We start from the raw sequence: 18,311 nt of genomic DNA on the forward strand, positions 1-18,311 counted from the left end.
TCCCGACCGAGGAAAGTGGCAGCGCATGGTGAACGTGGCAGCAGACGTCTGGTCCATCGCGGATCGCGACCCCGAGCGGGTCGCCCTCCGTTCCCCGAGGGGAGGGCTCACGTACGGCGAGCTCAAGGAGGCCAGCGCCCGGTTCGCGGGCGCCGTCGTGGCGGCCGGGCTGCGACCGCTCGACCGCGTGGTGCTGATCGCCCCGAGCATCGTCGAGTTCCCCGTCGCCTACCTGGGACTGCACGCCGCGGGCATCAGCGTCATCACCATGAACACGATGGCGACGGGCCCGGAGATCGGCTACGTCCTCGACGACTCCGAGGCGTCGCTCGTCATCGCCTGGCACGAGTGCCAGGACGCCGCGTCCGCCGCCGCCTCCGAGCGCGGCATCGCGTTCTGGCGCCTCGACGAGGGCGCTCGTCTCGACGCCGAGCCGGTGCCCCAGGCGCACGAGCACGCGCCGGACGACACGGCGATCATTCTCTACACGTCGGGCACCACCGGCCGCCCCAAGGGCGTCGAGCTCACGGCGACGAACCTGGTCGACACCACCGCGTCGTTCATGCCCGTGCTCAACCTGACGCCCGACGACCGCTTCGGCACCGGCCTCCCGCTCTTCCACGTCTACGGCCAGGCCGTCGTGATGAACACGGTGCTGGTGCAGGGGGCGTCGCTCTCGCTGCTCGCGCCTTTCGAGCCGACGCAGATGCTGCAGATGGTGCGCCGCGACCGCCTCACCGTGCTCGCTGGCGTGCCGACGATGTGGAACGCGATGCTGCACGCCGCCACCGACGAGTTCGGCCCGTCCGACTTCGAGCAGCTGCGACTCGCGACCTCGGGCGGCGCCTCGCTGCCCGCCGAGGTCATGCGCGCGTTCTTCGACCGGTTCGGCTGCACGATCCTCGAGGGCTACGGGCTCACCGAGTCCACGGGTGCCGCGACCTTCAACGACATCAACCGCCCCCAGAAGGCCGGGACGGTGGGACCCGCGCTGCCGGGGACCTCCATCGAGGTCCGCGCCGTCGACGGCGGCGTGCTCGAGGCCGGGGAGGTCGGCGAGGTCTTCCTGAAGGGGCCGACGATCATGAAGGGCTACCGGAACCGCCCCGACGCGACCGCCGCCGACCTGCAGGACGGCTGGCTCAAGACCGGTGACCTCGGGTCGCTCGACGGCGACGGCTACCTCAGCATCGTCGACCGGGCGAAGGACCTGATCATCCGCGGCGGCTACAACGTGTACCCGCGCGAGGTCGAGGAGGTGCTCTACGAGCACCCCGACATCGTCGAGGTCGCCGTCGTCGGTGTCCCGGACGACCACTTCGGCGAGGAGGTGGCGGCCGTGGTCTCGTTGCGCCCCGGTGCGCGGCTCACCGGGGAGGAGCTGCGGGCCTGGGCCAAGGTCCAGCTGTCCGCCTACAAGGTGCCCCGGCTCTACCAGTTCGTCGAGGCCCTCCCGAAGGGCGCGACCGGCAAGATCCTCAAGCGGGAGATCGACCGGGACGCGATCCGGGTCGCTGCCGCGGAGGTGACCGCATGAAGGTCCAGGGGCGGGTCGCCGTCGTGACCGGCGGCGCCGGCGGCATCGGCGCGGCCCTGGCCCAGCGGCTGCTGGAGCACGGTGCGAGCGTGGTGGTCACCGACCTCGACGACGTGCGCGTGAAGGACGTCGTGGAACGGCTGGACGGCGTCGCACCGGGTCGCGTGGCGGGAGTCGCGGGGGACTGTGCCGACGACGGTGACATCCGCCGCGTCCTCGACCTCGCGGCCTCGCGCTTCGGCCCGGTCGACCTCTACGCCGCCAACGCCGGGGTGGGCCTCGGCCAGGGACTCGAGGCCACGGAGGCCGAGTGGGACACCTCGATCGACGTGAACGTCCGGTCCCACGTGCGGGCCGCCCGTCTGCTCGTCCCGGGCTGGCTCGAGCGGGGCGAGGGCTACTTCCTCAGCACCGCGTCGGCGGCCGGCCTGGTCACGCAGATCGGCTCGGCCACCTACTCCGTGACGAAGCACGCCGCGGTCGCGTTCTCGGAGTGGCTCTCGGTCACGTACGGGTCGCGGGGCGTCGCGGTGAGCTGCCTGTGCCCGATGGGGGTCAACACCGACATGCTCAACGGTGGCGCCGAGTCCGACGACGAGACCGCGCGCCGTGGCGCCAAGGCCGTCACGGAGGCGGGCGGGGTGCTGGAGCCGCTGGAGGTCGCCGACATCGTTCTCGAGGGCATCGACGCCGAGCGCTTCCTCATCCTCCCCCACCCCGAGGTGCTGGAGTACTTCCGGCGCAAGGGGTCGGACTACGACCGATGGATCGCCGGCATGCGGCGCTACCAGGAGTCGCTCGGATGAGCGCCCGGAGCGCTCGTCGCGCGGTGCTGTTCGACTTCGGCGGGGTTCTGACCTCGAGCGTCCTCGACGGGTTCGCCGCGTTCGGCCGCGACGAGTGCGGCGACGAGACACTTCCCATGCGCCTGTTCGCCGAGGACCCCACCGCCCGGCAGCTGCTGGTCGACCACGAGGAGGGGCGCCTCGGGCACGACCCGTTCGAGGCGGGACTCGCCGAGCGCCTTCGCGCCCAGGGGGTCGAGGTCGAGACCGAGGGACTCATCGGTCGGATGCAGGCACGCCTGGTCCGCGACGAGGCGATGGTCGAGCTGGTCGCGTCGCTGCGGGAGGACGGTGTGCCGGTCGGTCTGGTGTCCAACTCGCTCGGACGCGACTGCTACGCGGGATTCGACCTGCCCACGATGTTCGACGCCGTGACCATCTCGGGGCAGGAGGGCGTGCGCAAGCCGTCACGCCGCCTCTACGAGATCGGGTGCGAACGCCTCGGCGTCGCGCCCCACGAGGCCGTCATGGTCGACGACCTCGCCCAGAACATCGTCGCTGCCGAGCGTCTCGGGATGGCCGGCGTCGTGCACCGCGAGGCGGAGGAGACCGCGGCGCAGCTCTCGCAGCTGCTCGAGGTCGGGGCGAGGAGGACCTCCACCGTGCAGTGATCGGGGGATCGAGCAGCACCCCGGCGCGGCCGTCCGGTCGTTCCGACAGCACTGTCTGCCCACCCGGGCGGACCACCCTCAGGAGGAACCCATGAACGTTCGACGCTTCGGCATCGGTCTGGTCGTCACCGCGGCCCTGACCGTCACCGCTGCCTGTGGCAGCGGCGACTCGGGCGGGTCCGGCGACGGAGGCGACGACAGCTACTCGATCGGCATCGTCAAGTTCGCCTCCAGCGACCAGACGTCCGAGCAGGCCATCGCCTCCTTCCAGGCGTACGCGAAAAAGCAGGGCTGGGAGACCAGCGCGGTCGACCCGCAGGGTGCGGTCGACAAGGCCAACGGCGCGATGCAGGACTACGTCCAGAAGAAGGTCGACCTCATCGTCACGGCGGTCTTCGACAGCAACACCCTGACCGCCGGCGCCCAGGCGGCGAAGGCCGCAGGCATCCCGGTGGTCTCGATCTCCGGTGGCACGGCCGACGGCATCACCGCCAACCTCGACGCCGGCGTCTCCAACGGTGAGCCCGTCGCCAAGCAGCTCGTGGAGGACATGGGCGGCGCGGGCGACCTGCTCGTCCTGGGCTACAAGAGCGGCCTGCCGTGCATCGGCCGCGAGGAGGCGCTCGACACGGCGCTGAAGAGCACCGACATCGAGACCACGCGCAACGAGGTGCCGATCCCCGGCCAGGTCGAGGGCAGCACGCAGTTCACGCAGGCCTGGCTCGCCAAGCACCCGAAGGGCAGCGGCAAGCTCGCGGTCTGGGGATGCTTCGACGACCCGGCCCTCGGCGCGATCGCCGCGCTCAAGTCGGCCGGCCGTGACGACGTCCTCGTCTACGGCATCAACGGACAGCCGGGTGCCATCAACGCGATCAAGGCCGGCGACATGCGGGCCACCGTCTTCCTGCTGGCCGACCAGGCCGGCGAGGACTTCGCGAAGCTCGTCCCGGAGTTCGTGGAGGGCGGCGTGGACGCGGAGCCGCAGGAGGTTCCTCTCACCAACGTGCTGGTCACGACCGACACGATCGACGACTTCCTGGCCGAGTACCCCGACTCGACCAAGTAGTCCCGACCACGTCCTCCAGGGCCGGCGCCCTGGAACCCCAGAGGAGTGTGCATGAGCGAAGCAACAGCCCTCGACGACCGCGAGGTCGCCCCGGTGCCCGAGCCGACGTGCCTGGAGATGTCCGGCATCTCGAAGCAGTTCGGTGGGCACCAGGCCCTGGAGGACGTGTCCATCAGCCTGCGCCCCGGGCGGGTCCTCGCCCTGTGCGGGGCCAACGGGGCCGGGAAGTCGACCCTCGTCAGGATCCTGGCCGGGGCGGAGTCGGCCGACGCCGGCACGATCCGCGTCCACGGCGAGCAGGTCTCGATCCACGCGCCGCAGGACGCGACGCGGCTCGGCCTGAGCTTCATCCACCAGGAGCTCAACCTGGTCCCGAAGTTCACGGCTCTGCAGAACATGGCGATGGGCGCGGACCACCACCGCTCCGGTGTCATCGACCAGCGCGGCCTGCGTCGCAAGGCCCTGGCCGTCCAGGAGCGCATCGGCTACCGCGTCCCGCTCGACACCAGGGTCGAGGACCTCGCCGTCTCCGACCGCTGGATGGTCTCGCTCGGCCGCTCGCTCATGCGGGACGCGACCATCGTCGCGATGGACGAGCCGACGGCGTCGTTCACCCAGGAGGAGGCCGAGCGGCTCTACGGCATCATCGACGAGCTCACGGCCGACGGCGTCGGGATCCTCTACATCTCGCACCGCCTGGAGGAGGTGCTGCAGGTCGCCGACGACGTGACGGTGCTGCGCAACGGCCGACTGGTCGGGAGCTTCGCCGCGGCCGACCTGGACGTCCCCGCGCTCACCCGCCACATCGTCGGTCGGGACGTGGAGGAGGTCACCCACCGCGAGACGGAGGGCGACCCCACGCAGGCTCCTGAGCTCCTGCGCGTGCAGGGCCTGACCCGCCTGCCGCGGGTGCACGACGTCGACCTGACCCTGCACCGGGGGGAGATCCTCGGCGTGGCCGGCCTCGTCGGGGCGGGTCGCACCGAGCTGGCGCGCATGCTCATCGGGGCGGACCCGGTCGGCTCCGGCTCGATGACGCTCGACGGACGCCCGTACGCACCGCGCTCGCCCTTCGAGGCGATCCGTGCCGGTGTCGCACTCGTGCCCGAGGAGCGTCGTTCCCAGGGCCTGATCCTGCGCAACTCCGTCAGCTCCAACCTCAACATGGCCTCGTTGCGCGACCCCGAGAAGCGGCTGGGCACGTTCAGCCCGCGCAGGGCGGCGCGCATCGCCCGCGACGCGGTGTCCCGGTTCGGCGTCAAGGCCGGCTCCGTCCACGAGAAGGTCGGTGAGCTCAGCGGCGGGAACCAGCAGAAGATCGTCGTCGGAAAGAACGTGCTCGCCGGCCCACGACTGCTGATCCTGGACGAGCCCACCGTCGGCGTCGACGTCGGCGCCCGCAGCGAGATCTACGACATCATCCGGGCGCTCGCCGCCGAGGGGACCTCGATCCTCATGATCTCCAGCGACTTCGAGGAGCTCGCCATCTGCGACCGCGTCGTCGTGATGCGCGAAGGAACCATCACCGCCACGGTGCCCGCCGCCCGGGCCACGAAGGACCGTCTCACCTCGCTCTGCTTCGGCTCGACAGAACAGGACCTCGCATGACCGTCACCGCGCTCGACCCCACGGCCGTCGTCGCCACCCCCTCCACCAGCACACGCGTGTGGAAGTGGTTCGGTCGCTACGGCGCCCTCCTCGTCCTCGCCGTCCTGGTCGTCAGCACGAGCATCCTCGAGCCCGACACCTTCGCGACCTGGGACAACTTCATCAACATCCTGAACCAGAGCGCCCTGTCGGCGATCATCGCGATGGGGCTGACGTTCGCGCTGGTCACGGGCGAGTTCGACCTCAGCATCGGCAACGTCGCGAGCCTGTCCGGCGTCATCTGCCTCTCGGCGATGGTCGACCAGGAGATCGGGGTCGTCGCCGCGCTCGTGCTGGCCGTCGTGATCGGTGCCGTGGTCGGACTCGCGAACGGCCTGGTGGTCACGCTGCTGAACGTGAACGCGCTCGTCGCGACCCTCGGCATCGGCACGGTCGCGGTCGGCATCAACTACGCCGTCGCCGGTGGCACGCCGGTGGGCCTGCCGGACCCGGCCGGCTTCATCCAGCTGACGCTCGGCCGCTTCCTGGGGATCCCGTACCCGGTGTTCATGATGCTCGGCCTCGCCGCCGTGCTGTGGTTCATCCTCAACCGCACCGTGCTCGGGCAGTCGATGCAGGCGGTCGGCGGCAACGCCGTGGCCGCCCAGCTCTCGGGCATCCGCGTCGACCGGGTGCGTGTCTTCGCCTTCGTCATCTGTGGCATCTGTGCCGCCCTCACCGGCATCCTGCTGGCGTCGCGCACCGGCAGCGCGGCGGTCTCCGGCGGAGACAGCTACCTGCTCGCCGCGTTCGCCGCAGCCTTCTTCGGGTCCGCGGTCCTGCGCGACGGCGAGTTCCACGTCATCGGCACGCTGATCGGCGTCGTCACGGTCTCGGTGGGCTTCAACGCCATCGCCCTCGTCGGGCTCGAGACCTACTGGCAGTACCTGTTCCAGGGTCTGCTCCTGATCCTCGGTGTCGGGGTGGGCTCGCTGGCTCGCCGCCGAGCCTCGATGGCCTAGCGTGGGCAGGACCAATTTAATGAAGTTGAACTCAGATTCATGTAAGGTCGAGTCATGACGACGACGTCCCCGGAGGAGACGAGGTCCGAGCCGACCGTGCTCTCCGAGCGACGCGGTGCGGTGCTCGTCCTCACCCTCCACCGGCCCGAGCGGCTCAACGCCTGGACCAACGCCATGGAGGACGAGTACTTCGCCGCGCTGCTGGCGGCCGACGAGGATCCCGACGTGCGCGCGGTGGTGGTCACCGGTGCAGGCCGAGGCTTCTGCGCCGGCGCCGACATGGGCGACCTGGCGGGCGCGGCGGACGCCACCGACGCCGAGATCGACCGCCCGCTCCCGCGGCACCTGCCGCTCACGCTCCGCAAGCCGCTCGTGGCCGCGGTCAACGGGGCCGCGGCCGGCCTCGGCATGGTCGAGACGCTCTACTGCGACGTGCGATTCGCCTCGCCCGACGCGGTGTTCCTCACGGCCTTCTCGCGTCGCGGTCTCGTGGCCGAGTACGGCATGGCCTGGCTGCTCCAGCGGCTCGTCGGGCCCGGACGCGCGGCGGACCTGCTGCTCTCCGGACGAAGTGTCGACGGGGACGAGGCGCACCGCATCGGGCTCGTCGAGCACCTCGTGCGCGCCGACGAGCTGCTCGAGCGGGCCGTCGCCTACGCCGCCGACCTCACGACGTCCTGCTCCCCGTGGTCGATGGCCACGATCAAGTCCCAGCTGCTCCTCGACGCCGAGCGCAGCTTCGCCGAGTCGGTGCAGGCCGCCGACGTCCTGATGCGCGAGTCCTTCCGGGGCTCCGACATCGCCGAGGGCGTCGCGAGCTTCACCGAACGGCGCCCGCCGGTGTTCGCACCGCTACCTCGCAAGGAGATCTGATGGAGTTCGCACCGAGCCAGAGGTCCGTGGAGTACCAGGAGAAGCTCCTGGAGTTCATGGACGGCTACGTCTACCCCGCCGAGTCCGTCTACGCCGCCCAGATGGCGGAGTCGGGCAACGCCAACTTCCACCCGCCCATCCTCGAGGAGCTCAAGACCGAGGCCAGGAAGCGTGGTCTGTGGAACCTCTTCCACCCGCACGAGCGCGAGGACTGGGGAGCCCCCGGCCTGAGCAACCTCGACTACGCGCCGCTCGCCGAGATCACCGGGCGCAGCCCCTACATCGCCCCCGAGGCGATCAACTGCAACGCTCCCGACACGGGCAACATGGAGGTGCTCGAGCTCTTCGGCACCGACGAGCACAAGGAGAAGTGGCTCAAGCCGCTCCTCGCCGGTGAGATCAACTCGGCCTTCTGCATGACCGAGCCGGAGGTCGCGAGCTCGGACGCCACCAACGTCCAGCTGCGCATGGACGCCGACGGCGACGAGTACGTGCTCAACGGCCGCAAGTGGTTCGCCTCCAACGCGCTGCACGCCAACTGCAAGGTCCTGATCGTCATGGGCAAGACCGACGTCGAGGCCGCGAAGCACCGCCAGCAGTCGATGATGGTGGTCCCGCTCGACACCCCCGGCATCACGATCGTCCGAGGGCTCCCGGTCTTCGGCTACATGGACCGCGAGGGTCACGCGGAGATCCTGTTCGAGGACGTCCGGGTGCCCAAGACCGCCCTGCTCGCCGGCGAGGGTGACGGCTTCATGATCAGCCAGGCCCGCCTGGGACCCGGTCGCATCCACCACTGCATGCGGTCGATCGGCATGGCCGAGCGCGCCCTGGACCTGATGATCGAGCGCGCGCAGAACCGGGTCACGTTCGGCGAGCCCGTGGCCAACCGGTCCAACATCCAGGACTGGATCGCCGAGGCGCGCATCGACATCGAGATGATCCGTCTGCTCACGTTCAAGACCGCGTGGCTCATGGACACGGTCGGCAACCAGAAGGCGCGCACCGAGATCGCGGCGATCAAGGTGGCCGCTCCGGCCGTCGCGCTCAAGATCATCGACCGCGCGATCCAGGTGCACGGCGGTGGCGGCATCACCGACGACTTCCCGCTCGCCAGCTTCTACGCCCACCAGCGCACGCTGCGTCTGGCCGACGGACCGGACGAGGTGCACAAGCGCACCATCGCCCAGGTCGAGCTGCGCCGGATCAACGCCGACTGGAACAAGAAGAGGTGAGCGAGCCGCTCGCGGGTCGCACCGCGATCGTCACGGGCGCCTCGCGCGGCATCGGCCTCGCGGCCGCGGCGGCGCTGCACGACGCAGGCGCCAACGTGGTGCTCACGGCACGGACGGAGGAGGCGGCCCGTGCGGCCGCCGACTCCGTCGGCCCGCGGGCGCTCGGGATCGGGGCCCACGCGACCGACGAGGACCTCGCCCGCGCGTGCGTGGAGCGGACGATGGAGGCGTTCGGCAGCGTCGACGTGCTGGTCAACAACGCCGGCACCAACCCGGCCTACGGCCCGGTGCTCGCCCAGGACCACGGCCGCTTCGCCAAGACGCTCGACGTGAACCTGTGGGCGCCGATCCTGTGGTCACGCCTCGTGGTCGACGCCTGGATGGGCGAGCACGGCGGATCGATCGTGAACACGGCCTCGATCGGCGGCCTGTCGGTCGGGCCCGACCTCGGGATCTACCACGTGTCGAAGGCCGCCCTCATCCACCTGACGAAGCAGCTCGCGATCGAGCTCGCACCGTCGATCCGGGTCAACGCCGTCGCGCCGGGTGTCGTGCGGACGAAGCTGGCCGAGGCGCTGTGGAAGGAGCACGAGGGTGCCGTGGTGGAGCGGACGCCGCTCGCCCGGATCGGCGAGCCCGACGACGTCGGGGCGGCCGTGCTGTTCCTCGCATCGTCCGCGTCGTCCTGGATCACCGGCGAGACGCTCGTCATCGACGGCGGCCAGATGATCGGGTCCGGTGCGGCGGCCGATGCCCTCGCGGCGCGGGTCGAGGGCTGAGTCGTGCCCGGGACCGCGACCGACGTCGCGCTGGACCTGGACGTGCTCGCCGCGCTGCTGCGTGCCGACGGCCACGAGGTGCAGGGAGGCCTCGTGGCCGACCGGGTGGGCCGCGGCCAGTCGAACCTGACCTACCTCGTGCGCGACGAGCACGACGCTCGTTGGATCGTCCGTCGTCCGCCACGGGGCGAGCTGCTCGCCTCGGCGCACGACGTGCTGCGCGAGCACCGGATCCTCGCGGCGCTCTCGGACACCGGCGTGCCCGTGCCGCAGGTCCTGGGACGCTACGTGGACGACGCCCTCGCCGAGACCCCGGTGGTGGTCATGGAGCACGTCGACGGGCTCGTCGTCGACCGCGACGAGGTGGCGGAGGGGCTCGGCCTCTCGCTGCGGGCCGCGATCGGACCGTCGCTCGCGCGCACGCTCGCGGCGGTGCACGAGGTCGACGTCGACGAGGTGGGGCTGGGTGACCTCGCGAGCCGCTCGCCGTACGCCGCCCGCCAGCTCAAGCGCTGGTCCCGGCAGTGGGAGGCCTCGCGCACGCGTGACCTGCCCCGGCTCGACGCCATGACCGAGCTCCTGCGCCGGCGCATGCCGGAGCAGTCCACGCACGCTGGGCGCGACGTCGCCCTCGTGCACGGTGACTTCCACCTGCGCAACGTCATCGTCGACCCCGAGCTGGGCGACGTGCGTGCCGTGCTCGACTGGGAGCTCAGCACCCTCGGCGACCCGCTCGCCGACATCGGCAGCCTGCTCGCCTACTGGCCGGAGGCCTCCGACGGTGCGACCCACGCGTTCGCCGCGTCCGCGCTGCCGGGCTTCTCCTCGCGCGAGCAGATCGCCAGGACCTACCTGGAGGCCTCGGGCCGCGAGCGGTCCGACCTCGACTACTGGCACGCCCTCGGTCTCTGGAAGATCGCCGTCATCGCCGAGGGCGTGATGCGGCGGGCCCTGGACGAGCCGAGCAACGCCGCCGACGGCGGCCCACCCGTGCCGGAGGCCATCGACCAGCTGGTCGAGCGCGCCTGGGTCGTCGTCGAGACCGCCGGTCTCGACCGCTGACCAGCCCACCCATGATCCGACCCCACCCGATCCACGACCGAAGGAGCACGACATGACCGAGACCCCCTACGTGGGCGACTTCCTGAAGGACTCCCCGAGGAACTGGGGCAAGTGGGGGCCCGACGACGAGGTGGGCTCGTTGAACTACCTCACGAGTGCGGAGGTGCTCCGCGGCGTCGCCGAGGTCCGGTCGGGCGAGGTCTTCACGCTCCAGGTGCGGATGGGCGATCCGTCCGGCGACCCGGTGTGGCCGGGCCGCGAGAGCATCCAGCGCACGAACGTGATGGACGAGGGCTTCTTCCAGCGGGGCGAGGGCGTGGAGACGCCCGGCGGAGCGCACTACTCCGACGACGTCGCGACGCTCTACCTGCAGGCGTCCACGCAGTACGACTCCCTCGGCCACGTCTGGTACGACGGCCAGATCTGGAACGGCTACGACGCCGCCACCACCGACGGCGCGATGGAGAAGGCGTCGGTCCTGCCCATCGCCGAGCGTGGTGTGGTCGGGCGCGGCGTGCTGATCGACGTCGCGCGCCACCGGGGCAAGGCGGCGCTCGACAAGGGGGAGACCTTCACCCACGAGGACCTGCTGGAGATCGCTGCCGCCCAGGGCTGCACGATCGAGAAGCACGACATCCTGGTCGTCCGCACCGGCTTCGTCGGCTCCTTCTACCGGCAGAGCGCCGAGGAGTTCTACGACGGCTTCCTCGAGCCGGGCCTCACCTACAGCCCCGAGCTCGTCGAGTGGTTCCAGGCGATGGAGATCCCGAACCTCGTCACGGACACGATCGCGAACGAGGTGACGCTGGAGCCCTCGAGCGGTGTCACGCTGCCGCTGCACAGCGCCCTCATGCGCAACCTGGGCGTCGCGTTCACGGAGATCGCGTGGCTGGAGGACCTCGCCGCCGCCTGTGCCGCGGACGAGCGCTGGACGTTCCTCTACACGGCGGCACCGCTCAAGGTCGTCGGTGGCACGGGCGCCCCCGTGAACCCGGTGGTCGTGCGATGAGCGCGTTCGACGTGGTCGCGACGATCCAGGCGCAGGAGGGGCGCGGTGACGAGCTCGCGGAGATTCTCCAGGCGTCGCTCGCGACGGTCCGTGGCGAGGAGGGATGCCTGCGCTACGACCTGCACCGGGTGCGACGCCGACCGGACGAGCTCGTCATGCTCGAGCGGTGGTCCTCGGTCGAGGCGCTCAAGGCGCACGGAGCGGCCGAGCACTTCCAGGAGACCTCGGCCAGGCTGGCGCCCCTGCTCGCCGCGGCACCGGTGGTCCGGGTGCTGGAGGCGGTCGACGTCGCGGACCCCTCATGAGCCCCGAGGGGCTCCGGACCGGCAACACCGGTTTGCACCGCCACGCCGTCGCCAGTAGAACAGCACCATGAGCGAGCAGCCCGCGGCGAGGAAGGACGTGGTTCCGGCCCTGGCGGACACCTCCGGCCTGAAGGAGCCCCCGACCACCCGCCGCGGCCTGCGCACGCGGGCGGCTCTCGTGGCGTCCGCGCGGACGGTGTTCGAGCGCGACGGCTTCCTCGCCTCGAGGCTCACGGACATCACCGCCGAGGCCAGCTGCTCGACGGGGACGTTCTACACGTACTTCAACAGCAAGGAAGAGATCTTCCTTGCGGTGATGGAGGCGGCACGCGACGAGATGCTCCACCCGGGCATGCCCCACGTCGAGGAGGCCGACGACCCCGTCGCGGTCATCGAGGCGAGCAACCGCGCCTACTTCGAGACCTACAAGCGCAACGGTCGGTTGATGCGCCTGCAGGAGCAGGTCGCCACGATCGACGACGACTTCCGTCGGCGCCGGCTCGAGCGCGGTGAGGCGTTCGCGCGCCGCAACGCCAAGAGCATCCAGAAGCTCCAGGAGGACGGGCGGGTCGACGCCACGCTCGATCCGATGATGACGTCGCGGGCGCTCTCGGGCATGGTCAGCCGGCTGGCGTACTCGAGCTTCGCGCTGGGGGAGAACTGGTCGGTAGACGACCTCGTCGAGACCTCGACGCGGTTGTGGGCCAACGCGCTCGGGCTCACCACCGAGCGCTGAGTCAGAACGCTGGGTCAGAGCGCCAGCACGAGCTTGCCCGTGTTCGCGCCGCTGAACAGCATCAGCAGGGTGTCGCCGAACGCGTCGATCCCCCCGCTCACGACGTGCTCGCGGGCGATCAGCGAGCCGTCGGCGATCATCGCGCCGATGCCGTCGACCGCCTCGCCGTACCGGTCCTCGTAGTCGAAGACCAGGAAGCCGGCCATCGACGCGCGGTTCACCAGGAGCGACATGTAGTGCGCCGGTCCGGGGGCGGGCTCGGTCGCGTTGTACGTCGAGATCGCGCCGCAGATCGCGACGCGTGCGCCGAGTCGCAGGGTGCGGAGCGCAGCGTCGAGGACCACGCCGCCGACGTTGTCGAAGTAGACGTCGATCCCGTCGGGCGCGGCCTGACGCAGGGCGCGGTGCACCGCGCCCTCGCGGTGGTCGACGGCGGCGTCGAAGCCGAGCTCGTCGGTGAGCCACGCGCACTTCTCGGGACCGCCGGCGATGCCGACCACGCGACAGCCGCGGGCCTTCGCGAGCTGGCCGACGACGGAGCCGACCGCGCCGGCCGCACCCGAGACCACGACCGTCTCGCCCGGCTGGGCTCGAGCGACGTCGAAGAGGCCGAACCACGCCGTCATGCCCGGCATGCCGAGCGCACCGAGCCAGGTCGGGGCCGGGGCCACGGCGAGGTCGACCTTGGTGAGGTCGGCCCCCGCGACCACCGCGTGGTCGGTCGCGCCGATCGTGCCCATCACGGTGTCGCCCGGCTCGAGGCCCTCGGCACGGGAGGTGACGACGGTGCCGATGCCGAAGGCGCGCATGACCTCGCCGATCCCGACGGGTGGGACGTACGACCGGACGTCGTTCAACCAGCCGCGCATGGCCGGGTCGAGCGACAGGTGGGTCACGGCGACGTGCACCTCACCGTCGGCGGGGTCGTCGAGCCGGTCGTCCGACACGTCCCAGGTGGACGCGTCGGGCAGGCCGACGGGGCGCGCGGCGAGGTGGACCCTGCGGGCGGCGATCGGCACGCTCAGTCCTCCGTCGGGTACTCGGTGAACTGACCGATGGACTGCGCGACGCAGATCGGCTTGTCGGACCCCTCGCGCTCGAAGGTCTGCACCGTGACGATGCGCGCGGCTCCGTTCCCGACATCGTCGACCGAGACGATCTCCGCGTGCATGCGGATGCGCGAGTCGACGGGGTTGGGAGCGGGGAAGCGGACCTTCTCGTACCCGTAGTTGAGGCTGTGGGCGAAGCCGTCGAAGGCCATGAGGTCCTCCATGAACCGTGGACCCATCGACAGGCTGTAGAGGCCGTGCGCGATGGTCGACCCGAACGCGCTCTCCTTCGCACGCTCCGGGTCGACGTGGATCCACTGGTGGTCACCGGTGAGGTCGGCGAAGGCGTCGATCCGGTCCTGCGTGACGTCGTGCCACGCGGTGGGGCCCAGGCGTGTCCCGACGAGGTCGACCAGGTCCTGGATGGTCGTGGGTTGGATGGGGGCGGTGGTCTCGGTCATGACGTCCTCCGGAGGGGGCCAGCGTGATGGGGATCACGGTATGCACCGAAACGTACTTGAACCCGAAACCGGGTTCAAGTAGCGTGCAGGTAGCGTGACCGCCATCACACCCCCCAGGAGTCCGACATGGCCATGATCGACGTCAACGGCACCACCCTGCGCTACGAGGACGAGGGACCTCGCGACGCGCACGCCGTGGTCATGAGCCCGTCCATGTTCTTCGACGTCCGCATGTTCCGGCACCAGGCCGAGGCGCTCGGCGACCGCTACCGGGTCGTGCGGTACGACCACCGCGGCCAGGGGGAGAGCGCGCGCGACGTGCGCGAGAACCTCGACATGGACACGCTGTCCGAGGACGCGGCCGCCCTCATCGAGGCGCTCGACCTCGGGCGGGTGACCTTCGTCGGCAACTCGATGGGCGGCTTCGTCGGGCTCCGCCTCGCGGCTCGCCGGCCCGACCTCCTGGCCTCCGCGGTGCTGATGGGCACGTCGGCCGACGTCGAGGAGCAGGCGGACGACATGGACGCCCTCGTGGACGTGCTGGCCGAGCAGGGCATCGAGCCCGTCCTCGACGGCGTCCTCCAGTTCATGATGGGGGACACGACGCTGACCGACCCGTCGCGCGCCGACGTGCTCGCCGAGGTCACCGCACTGCTGCGGAGCCGCACGCCCGAGTACGCCGACGCGGCCTGGCACATCGCCCACCGCAAGCCGGTGCTCGACGAGCTCGGCGGCGTCGCCGTCCCGGTCGTGGTCGTCGCGGGCACCGAGGACCACACCTACCCGCCGCCGAAGTCGCAGCAGATCGTCGACCTGACCCCCGGGGCGACCCTCGTGACCATGGAGCGCACGGGTCACGTGCACGCGCTGGAGAACCCGGGTGAGGTGACCGAGCTGCTCGAGCGGCACCTCGCGTCGCTCGACACGGCGGTCTCGTCGTGAGCGCGGCGCTGCACGTCGTCGACTCCGGCGAGACCGACCTGCCGGTCGTGCTCTGCCTGCACTCGCTGTTCCTCGACCACACGATGTTCGACGCCTTCGCCGAGGCGGTGCAGGGTCGCCTCAGGGTCGTGCGGCCGGACTTCAGGGGCCAAGGTTCCAGTCCCGCCGCCGACGACACGGTGACGATGGAGCAGTGCGCCGACGACGTCCTGGACGTGGTCGACGCGCTCGGCCTGACCCGCGTCCACGTCGTCGCGCAGTCGATGGGCGGTGACGTCGCCGTCCGGGTCGCGGCACGACGTCCGGGTCTGGTCGACCGTCTGGTCATGCTGGGGTCCTCGGTGCGCGCGGAACCTCCGGAGCAGCTCGAGGCCTTCCGTCCGATCGCCGACGAGGTCGAGCGGTCGGGCTTCCAGGGCGACCTGCTCGAGATGATCATGCAGATCATGCTGGGCGAGTCCTGCCGCAGCGACCCGGGGAGAGCAGCACTCGTCGCGGAGTCGCGGGCCGCGTTCGCGGCACTCCCGCCGACCCTCGTGCACGCGGTGCGCGGCGTGGTCGAGCGCCGCAGTGCCGTGGACCTGCTCCCTGCCGTGACGGCCACGACGCTCGTCGTCAGCGGGGGTGAGGACGTGGCGCGCCCGCCGGCCTGGTCCCAGGAGGTCGTCGACGGCGTGCAGCACGGCGAGCTGTGGAGCCTGCCCGACGTGGGCCACAGCGTCATCCTCGAGCGGCCGGCGCTCGTGATCCCGCGGGTCGTGGACTTCCTGACCGATCCGGCCTGACCCCCCGACCCCTGCCGTCGGCGTGACGCCGGACGGCCCGACCCCAGACCGACACACCCCCCAACCCGACCACGACAACCAGGAGCCTTGATGACGACCATCCCCACCGCACGCGGCACCATCGACTCGAGCGAGCTCGGCAGGACGCTGGTGCACGAGCACGTCTTCGTCCTCAACACCGAGTACAACCAGAACTACCAGGACGACTGGGACGAGGAGGAGCGCATCAGGGACGCCGTCGAGAAGCTCACCGAGCTCAAGGGCGTCGGCATCGACTCGATCATGGACCCCACCGTCCTGGGGCTCGGTCGGTACATCCCGCGCATCCAGAAGATCGCCGCCCAGGTCGAGCTCAACATCGTCGTGGCCACGGGCCTGTACACCTACAACGACGTGCCCCACCAGTTCGAGCACCGCGGACCGGGACTGCTGGTCGACGTCCCGGAGCCCCTGACCGAGATGTTCGTCAAGGACATCCGCGAGGGCATCGCCGGGACCGATGTTCGCGCGGGCATCCTCAAGTGCGCCATCGAGCTCGCCGGGCTCACCCCGGGCGTCGAGCGCGTGATGCGGGCGGTCGGCCAGGCCCATGTCGAGACCGGAGCCCCCATCACCGTGCACACCAACCCGGCCAACGAGTCCGGGCTCGTCGCCCAGCAGGTGCTGAAGGAGGAGGGCGTGGACCTGTCGAAGGTGATCATCGGCCACTCCGGCGACACCAACGACGTCGACTACCTCTGCAAGGTCGCCGACGCCGGGTCGATGCTCGGCATGGACCGGTTCGGTCTCGACCTGTTCAACCCGATGCAGGAGCGGATCGGCACCATCATCGAGCTCGTGCGGCGTGGCTACGTCGAGCACGTCACCCTGGCGCACGACGCCAACTGCTTCATCGACTACTTCAGCCCGGACGCCAAGGCGCACGCGGCCCCGAACTGGCACTTCCGCCACATCAGCGAGGACGTCATCCCGGCCCTGCTCGAGGGTGGTCTGACCGAGGCCGACATCGAGACGATCCTCGTGGCCAACCCGCGGCGCCACTTCGAGTGAGCCGCCGCGCGGACCGGTGGCGACGGCGTCGCCGGTCCGCCGGCGTGGCCGTGAGCCGCCTGGAAACACGGCCGTGCAGGCAGGTCCTTGTGCGAGGATGACCGGACCATCCGTGCCGACCGACCAGGGGCGACATGCTGGACCCGATCTCGTTGCGCGTCTCGTTCGCCATCGTGGCCGTCACCCTGCTCGCGCTCTTCTACTTCGTCGCCTACCGCTCCACCCGCTCGGCCTACGCCGGCTGGTGGTGCGCAGCGCTCGGGCTGTTCCTCGCCGGCTCCGCGGCCTACCTGTTCGACGGCACGGCGCAGCAGTGGTGGGCGAACCCGCTCGGCAACGTGTGCGTCGTCGCGGGCGCCGCAGCCGTGTGGTCGGGGGCGCGGGCGGTCGAGGGAAGGTCGGTCAGCTGGTGGCTCGTCGGCGCCACGCTCGTGGGGCTGCTCGTCACGTCGGCGCTCGACGACCCGGGCACCAACGAGTGGTCCGGTGCGCCGGTGTTCCTCGGCCTCATGACGATCTTCATCGCCCTGGCCTCGGTCGAGCTGTGGCAGACGGGTCGCAGCGGGTCCTTCGGTCCTGGCCCCCGAGAACGGATGTACCGGCCGATCCTGCGCTCGCTCGCGGTCATGTCGACCGGCCTGTCGACCTTCTACGGCCTGCGCCTGGTGGCCTACCTCCTCGTCGGCCAGGACGGACGCGCGTTCGCGGTCTACCTCGGCACCGAGGTCACGACGCTGGTCACCACGGTCATGCTCGCCACCGTCTCGTTCAGCATGACGGCTCTCAGCTATGCCGACGACACGCTCGAGCTCCAGGAGCGAGCCACCCGGGACGGCCTCACCGGCCTGCTGAACCGAGACGAGCTGGTGCGCCTGGTCGAGCGGCGCTGGCGCGGCCACCGTCGTCGCCAGGTCCACGGCGTGCTGGTCATGGCCGACCTCGACCACTTCAAGCAGATCAACGACACGTACGGCCACCCGGCGGGCGACGTCGCCCTGCAGGTGTTCGCGGCGGCCTGCCGCAGCACGGTCGGTCGTGCCGACATCGTGGGGCGCTTCGGCGGCGAGGAGTTCGTCCTTTTCCTCGACGAGGCGACCGTCGAGGAGGCGCGCGACGTCGTGCAGAGGATCACCGTCGCGCTGGAGGCCACGTCGCTCCCCGGCGGCGTGGTGCTGCCCACGGTCAGCTACGGCATGACCCTCGTCGGTCGTGGCGACGACCTCGCCGACGTCGTCGCCCGCGCCGACGGTGCCCTCTACGCGGCCAAGGACGCCGGTCGGGCGCGGGTGGTCGTGGCCGACGGCGCCACCGCAGACCGCTCCACCTCGCCGTGACGGGGAGCCTCCCTAGAATGAAT

At 70.8% G+C, this 18,311-nt stretch carries 19 protein-coding genes; 17 read left to right on the top strand and 2 right to left on the bottom strand.

What is annotated here, in order from left to right:
* Positions 1-34: 34 nt before the first annotated feature.
* From ASF37_RS07975 to ASF37_RS08035, 13 genes are all read left to right on the top strand, one after another.
* Positions 35-1,537 (top strand): AMP-binding protein, encoded by a 1,503-nt coding sequence (locus tag ASF37_RS07975; RefSeq protein ID WP_200931194.1) that lies wholly within the window; start codon positions 35-37, stop codon positions 1,535-1,537.
* Entirely contained in the window at positions 1,534-2,343 is an 810-nt protein-coding gene (locus ASF37_RS07980) for an SDR family oxidoreductase (protein ID WP_056556279.1), read from the top strand. The genes ASF37_RS07975 and ASF37_RS07980 overlap by 4 nt, the downstream gene beginning before the upstream one ends.
* A complete protein-coding gene (locus ASF37_RS07985; protein ID WP_056579813.1) occupies positions 2,340-2,993 on the top strand; it encodes an HAD family phosphatase in 654 nt (217 codons plus the stop codon). Before ASF37_RS07980 ends, ASF37_RS07985 begins: the two co-directional genes overlap by 4 nt.
* A gap of 91 nt (positions 2,994-3,084) precedes the next feature.
* Positions 3,085-4,059, top strand: coding sequence for a sugar ABC transporter substrate-binding protein (locus ASF37_RS07990; protein ID WP_055963419.1), 975 nt, complete (start codon positions 3,085-3,087; stop codon positions 4,057-4,059).
* A gap of 51 nt (positions 4,060-4,110) precedes the next feature.
* Positions 4,111-5,667, top strand: coding sequence for a sugar ABC transporter ATP-binding protein (locus ASF37_RS07995; protein ID WP_082480314.1), 1,557 nt, complete (start codon positions 4,111-4,113; stop codon positions 5,665-5,667).
* Positions 5,664-6,668, top strand: a complete 1,005-nt coding sequence (locus ASF37_RS08000; protein WP_055963422.1) for an ABC transporter permease — start codon at positions 5,664-5,666, stop codon at positions 6,666-6,668. Before ASF37_RS07995 ends, ASF37_RS08000 begins: the two co-directional genes overlap by 4 nt.
* Before the next feature lie 54 nt (positions 6,669-6,722).
* The gene (locus ASF37_RS08005; RefSeq protein WP_056579815.1) at positions 6,723-7,541 is read left to right on the top strand and encodes an enoyl-CoA hydratase-related protein; all 819 of its coding nucleotides are present in this window, start codon (positions 6,723-6,725) and stop codon (positions 7,539-7,541) included.
* Positions 7,541-8,776 carry an acyl-CoA dehydrogenase family protein gene (locus ASF37_RS08010; protein ID WP_055963428.1) on the top strand — a complete coding sequence of 412 codons (1,236 nt, stop codon included), beginning with the start codon at positions 7,541-7,543 and terminating at the stop codon, positions 8,774-8,776. The genes ASF37_RS08005 and ASF37_RS08010 overlap by 1 nt, the downstream gene beginning before the upstream one ends.
* Positions 8,773-9,555 carry an SDR family oxidoreductase gene (locus ASF37_RS08015; protein WP_056579817.1) on the top strand — a complete coding sequence of 261 codons (783 nt, stop codon included), beginning with the start codon at positions 8,773-8,775 and terminating at the stop codon, positions 9,553-9,555. Before ASF37_RS08010 ends, ASF37_RS08015 begins: the two co-directional genes overlap by 4 nt.
* A gap of 3 nt (positions 9,556-9,558) precedes the next feature.
* Positions 9,559-10,617, top strand: a complete 1,059-nt coding sequence (locus ASF37_RS08020; RefSeq protein WP_056573574.1) for a phosphotransferase family protein — start codon at positions 9,559-9,561, stop codon at positions 10,615-10,617.
* 52 nt (positions 10,618-10,669) lie between these two features.
* Complete coding sequence (locus ASF37_RS08025; protein WP_056579818.1) at positions 10,670-11,626, top strand: cyclase family protein; 957 nt, start codon at positions 10,670-10,672, stop codon at positions 11,624-11,626.
* On the top strand, positions 11,623-11,931 hold the full coding sequence (locus ASF37_RS08030; RefSeq protein WP_055963441.1) for a putative quinol monooxygenase: 309 nt from the start codon (positions 11,623-11,625) through the stop codon (positions 11,929-11,931). Before ASF37_RS08025 ends, ASF37_RS08030 begins: the two co-directional genes overlap by 4 nt.
* Before the next feature lie 67 nt (positions 11,932-11,998).
* Positions 11,999-12,667, top strand: a complete 669-nt coding sequence (locus tag ASF37_RS08035; RefSeq protein WP_055963443.1) for a TetR/AcrR family transcriptional regulator — start codon at positions 11,999-12,001, stop codon at positions 12,665-12,667.
* 14 nt (positions 12,668-12,681) lie between these two features.
* On the opposite strand, the gene ASF37_RS08040 is transcribed toward ASF37_RS08035, so the two are convergent.
* Both ASF37_RS08040 and ASF37_RS08045 read right to left on the bottom strand, forming a co-directional pair.
* The gene (locus tag ASF37_RS08040) at positions 12,682-13,686 is read right to left on the bottom strand and encodes an NADP-dependent oxidoreductase (RefSeq protein WP_200931195.1); all 1,005 of its coding nucleotides are present in this window, start codon (positions 13,684-13,686) and stop codon (positions 12,682-12,684) included.
* Positions 13,687-13,688: 2 nt separating this feature from the next.
* On the bottom strand, positions 13,689-14,177 hold the full coding sequence (locus ASF37_RS08045) for a MaoC family dehydratase (RefSeq protein ID WP_056579820.1): 489 nt from the start codon (positions 14,175-14,177) through the stop codon (positions 13,689-13,691).
* A gap of 126 nt (positions 14,178-14,303) precedes the next feature.
* On the opposite strand from ASF37_RS08045, the gene ASF37_RS08050 reads away from it, so the two are divergent.
* The 4 genes from ASF37_RS08050 to ASF37_RS08065 all read left to right on the top strand — a co-directional run bounded on the left by ASF37_RS08050 (position 14,304) and on the right by ASF37_RS08065 (position 18,288).
* Entirely contained in the window at positions 14,304-15,119 is an 816-nt protein-coding gene (locus ASF37_RS08050) for an alpha/beta fold hydrolase (protein WP_056579822.1), read from the top strand.
* On the top strand, positions 15,116-15,904 hold the full coding sequence (locus tag ASF37_RS08055; protein ID WP_055963452.1) for an alpha/beta fold hydrolase: 789 nt from the start codon (positions 15,116-15,118) through the stop codon (positions 15,902-15,904). Before ASF37_RS08050 ends, ASF37_RS08055 begins: the two co-directional genes overlap by 4 nt.
* 90 nt (positions 15,905-15,994) lie before the next feature.
* Positions 15,995-16,954, top strand: coding sequence for a phosphotriesterase (locus ASF37_RS08060; RefSeq protein WP_055963455.1), 960 nt, complete (start codon positions 15,995-15,997; stop codon positions 16,952-16,954).
* A gap of 134 nt (positions 16,955-17,088) precedes the next feature.
* Entirely contained in the window at positions 17,089-18,288 is a 1,200-nt protein-coding gene (locus ASF37_RS08065) for a GGDEF domain-containing protein (RefSeq protein WP_055963460.1), read from the top strand.
* Positions 18,289-18,311 lie beyond the last annotated feature (23 nt).

The organism is Aeromicrobium sp. Leaf289 (assembly GCF_001423335.1).
GTDB lineage: Bacteria > Actinomycetota > Actinomycetes > Propionibacteriales > Nocardioidaceae > Aeromicrobium.